The following is a 3,411-nucleotide window of genomic DNA, read 5'->3' as shown; positions in this document are numbered from 1 at the left end:
TCGAGCGGTGCCGGGATGCCCAGCAGTGGCAGTGCGCCCACCGCGCCGCCGGCGAGCGAGGCTTTGATGGCGTCGCGGCGGGTGAGGCTGGTGTCGTCTCGTCCGGTCACACGAGGAGGAGTTGAATGAGCCGAGCAACTTGATGGCACATGGATCCATGTTTATACTGGATCCATGGAGAAAATGCAAATCCTCTTTCCCGAGCCGCAGCTGGCTCGGCTGCGCCAGGCGGCCAAGGTCATGGATCGCCCGGTGAGCGAGCTGGTGCGGGCGGCTGTAGATGCGTGGCTTGCCGCCAATGCGCCCGCTCCCCGACAGGTGCGTGAGGCCCCACCGGTCTACGGGCTCGGGGACATGCAGACAGCGGCAGACAAGCTCCGCGATCGCGCCTGGGAAGACCGTGCAGAGTCTTGATACCAACATTCTGCTCTACGCCATCAACCGCGATTGCGCCGAGCACGAGTCCTGTCGCGCGCTGGTGGCGGAGGCACTGGACGCGCCGAACGACTGGGTCATTGCCGACCAGCTGTGGTTCGAACTGTATCGCCTGCTCCGGCACCCCAGCGTGCTCCAACGGCCACTCGATGCGGCAACCGCGGCCAACACGGTGGCGTGGTACCGCGACAAGAGCGGGTGGCAGCAGTGCGCCTGGTCGCCGGCGCAGATGCCGCGGTTGCATGCCCAGTGGGCACAGCAGGACTTCCCGGCGCGGCGCACGTTCGATGCGGTGCTCGCCCTGACCCTCCGCTCGAACGGCGTCACCCGGTTCTACACACGCAACGTGCGTGACTTTGCGGACGCCGGCTTTGCGGCGGTCGTGGATCCGGTGAACCCGAAGGATCAGTTCGTGTGATTGCCGAACCTTCTAGTGTACCATATTACCATATATATTGTTAACATGAAAGCCACCATCGATTTCGACGATCTGCTGTACCGCCGCCTCAAGATCGAGGCGGCGCGTCAGGGACGAACCGTTCGGGAGCTGGTCGCCGAGGGCGTTCGGTACGTGCTCGACGGCCCGCCGGCTGGCACGAGCGTGTCCGAAACCACCGAACACGGTGAATGGAGGCCGGCGTGGCTTGGTCAGCTCCGAGGCTTCGCCTCGAGCGTGGAAGACCATTCGATCGAAGCGGCCCGGGCGAGCATCGTGCGTGGCCGCTCGCTCACCGCCGGCGAATGAGCAGCGCCGTCGACACATCCGTCGTACTGCGCCTGCTCACGGGCGAGCCAAGCAATCAGGCGGAGATCGCGCGCAGGCAACTGGAGCGGCTCGACACCAAGGTCCATGTCGACGCGCTCGTTGTCGGCGAGAGCTACTACGCCCTGCGCCATCATTACCAGGTGCCTCACGTTGCCGCGGTGGACGCGCTGCTCGCGCTGCTTTCGAGCGAGCGACTCGGCACCAATCCGTGTGTTCGCGATGCACTGGCCAACGCGCGAGACACGCACGAACCGGGGGTCATGGATCGACTCATTCTCGCCCAAGCCTTCGGCGAAGACCGTGAACTGCTCACCTTCGATCAGCGGCTCGCTCGGCTCGAAGGGGCCCGACTGGTGCGCTGATGCTCGCGCGAGCGGACATCAGCGCACCCGCCAGATCTTGGGACGTCCGTCAGAACATCACCGGTATCGGCAGCCCCTGCCTTGCCCCTTGGCTGCGAACGCCATCGGTTGGCTGGTGTTATCGGTGATTTATGACTATGGTTATGACCATGGTCACAATATCCAAAAGCGCACTCAAGGCGCGTATGCTCGAGTATTTCCGCCAGGTGGAGGAGACGGGAGAGCCGCTGGTCGTCACCGATCACGGCAAGCCGGTGCTGCAGGTCGTGCCGTACGCCGAAAAGCGGCCCATGGCCGACGTGCTGGCGGAATTCCGCGCGATTGGCCCCGTGCGCTTCGCGGGCGACCCCAATGCGCCCACTGTGGACGAGTGGGATGGCGCCTGAACGAAGCGGCGTCCCCTACGGCAAGCGCGCAAAGCCAGCGGCGACGAAACGGGTACGGGAAACACCCGCCCGTCCCCTCCTCCTCGATACCGCCGTTCTGCTCTGGTGGCTCCAGGATCCTGCGCGCTTGAGTCGCGCCGCCGCCGCGCATCTGGCCTCGGCGCAGCACACGACGGTCCTCGTGAGTTCCGTGTCCTTCTGGGAGATCGGCCTCAAGGCGGAGCGTGGCATGCTGGAGCTCGGCGATTCGTTCGACGGATTCCTGACCCGAATCGAGTCGATGAGTGGGCTGTCCATCCTGCCAGTCGACCTCGTCATCTGGCGTCAGGTGCTGGCGCTCGAGTGGGACCATAGGGACCCGGCCGACCGCATCATCGTCGCCACCGCCATGCACCACCAGGCGACGTTGCTGTCGTCCGACCGGGCCATCCGCGCGTTCTTCCGGGAAGCGGTCTGGTAGCGGCGAACAGCCCGGTCCGCCGCCAGATCGTTCGACTGCTACTTAGAACATCACCGGCATCGCCAGCCCCAGCTTCGCCGCCTTGGCCGCAAAGGCCGCCAGGTCGCCGGCCACGAAGTCCTTGAACTGCGCCTTCAGCCCGTCCAGCTGCTTGGCCAGCATGCCGTACACCTCCCCCTGCTGATCGGTGGGGCGGAAGTCGGCGCTGGAGGCACTCACGTCGCTCCCCACACTGGCCAGCTTTTCGTACAGCTGGTTGGGGGTGCGGAAGGCGTCCTCGCGCGCGCCGGTGAGTGCGATGTCGTACAGCTTCCCTTCAATGGCGATCACGCGTTGCTCCACCGCGTCGATCTCCTTCAAAAAGGCTTCGGCGTCGGGCACTTTAAGGGCCGGACCCGGGCTGGCACCGTATTCCCTGGCGTCGCGAATCTTTTCGCGCAGCGTGGTGCGCATCTGCTCGAAGCTGCGGCGTTGCCACTCGCTTTCGTCGATCAGCGCCACCGTTTCGTTCATCGCGTCGCGAATGCGCAGCGCCAGCGCCACCTGCGCGGCAATGTCGGCGTCGGTGCCCTCGCTGTTGGGGTCGCGCCGCACCTCCACCTTCTGACGCAGCGTGTCGCTCTTGTAGACCATCGCCACCGTGTACGTGCCAGGCGCCACCAGCGGCCCCACCTGCCCGCCCACCAGGTCCAGGTCCCACGGCACCAGCGGGCGCGAATCGGTTACGCGCAGGAACGTGTTCCCCGGCGGCGCGGTGCGCAGCTTGGCCTTGCGCGGCCCCTCGTGACGCAGATCCCACAGCGCGCGGTTGAGCCCACGCCTGGCCGGCGCACCGGCGAACTTGCGAATGAGCGCACCACCGCCGTCGTACACCAGGAAGCGCACGCTGTCGCGCGGCAGGGAATCCCTGGCGCTGCCGCCAATGGTGTAGTTGATGGTCGCCGCCAGTGGCGGGTCCTGGCCGCCCACCAGCGAGTTGGTGGCCGCCAGCGGCGTGGCCAC

General features: G+C 66.1%; 6 protein-coding genes and 1 pseudogene. 6 read left to right on the top strand and 1 reads right to left on the bottom strand.

What is annotated here, in order from left to right; all coding sequences use genetic code 11:
* Window positions 1–174: 174 nt before the first annotated feature.
* From LW840_RS12910 to LW840_RS12885, 6 genes are all read left to right on the top strand, one after another.
* A complete protein-coding gene (locus LW840_RS12910) occupies window positions 175–414 on the top strand; it encodes a hypothetical protein (RefSeq protein ID WP_291260436.1) in 240 nt (79 codons plus the stop codon).
* A complete protein-coding gene (locus tag LW840_RS12905; RefSeq protein WP_291277109.1) occupies window positions 401–853 on the top strand; it encodes a TA system VapC family ribonuclease toxin in 453 nt (150 codons plus the stop codon). The genes LW840_RS12910 and LW840_RS12905 overlap by 14 nt, the downstream gene beginning before the upstream one ends.
* 45 nt (window positions 854–898) lie before the next feature.
* A complete protein-coding gene (locus LW840_RS12900) occupies window positions 899–1,180 on the top strand; it encodes a hypothetical protein (protein WP_291277108.1) in 282 nt (93 codons plus the stop codon).
* On the top strand, window positions 1,177–1,563 hold the full coding sequence (locus LW840_RS12895) for a PIN domain-containing protein (protein WP_291277107.1): 387 nt from the start codon (window positions 1,177–1,179) through the stop codon (window positions 1,561–1,563). Before LW840_RS12900 ends, LW840_RS12895 begins: the two co-directional genes overlap by 4 nt.
* 149 nt (window positions 1,564–1,712) lie before the next feature.
* Complete coding sequence (locus LW840_RS12890; RefSeq protein ID WP_291277106.1) at window positions 1,713–1,949, top strand: type II toxin-antitoxin system Phd/YefM family antitoxin; 237 nt, start codon at window positions 1,713–1,715, stop codon at window positions 1,947–1,949.
* Window positions 1,915–2,409: a type II toxin-antitoxin system VapC family toxin gene (locus LW840_RS12885; protein WP_345780908.1), complete on the top strand. Its 495-nt coding sequence runs from the start codon at window positions 1,915–1,917 to the stop codon at window positions 2,407–2,409. Before LW840_RS12890 ends, LW840_RS12885 begins: the two co-directional genes overlap by 35 nt.
* A 42-nt stretch (window positions 2,410–2,451) precedes the next feature.
* Here the strand turns inward: LW840_RS12885 and LW840_RS12880 are convergent.
* Window positions 2,452–3,411 (bottom strand): annotated as a pseudogene (locus tag LW840_RS12880) (hypothetical protein); the annotation flags it as partial.

The organism is Gemmatimonas sp. (assembly GCF_021298855.1).
In the GTDB taxonomy this organism is placed as follows: Bacteria; Gemmatimonadota; Gemmatimonadetes; order Gemmatimonadales; family Gemmatimonadaceae; genus Gemmatimonas.
Note: the sequence above shows the minus strand (reverse complement) of the source record. Positions and strands in the feature narration are given on the sequence as shown.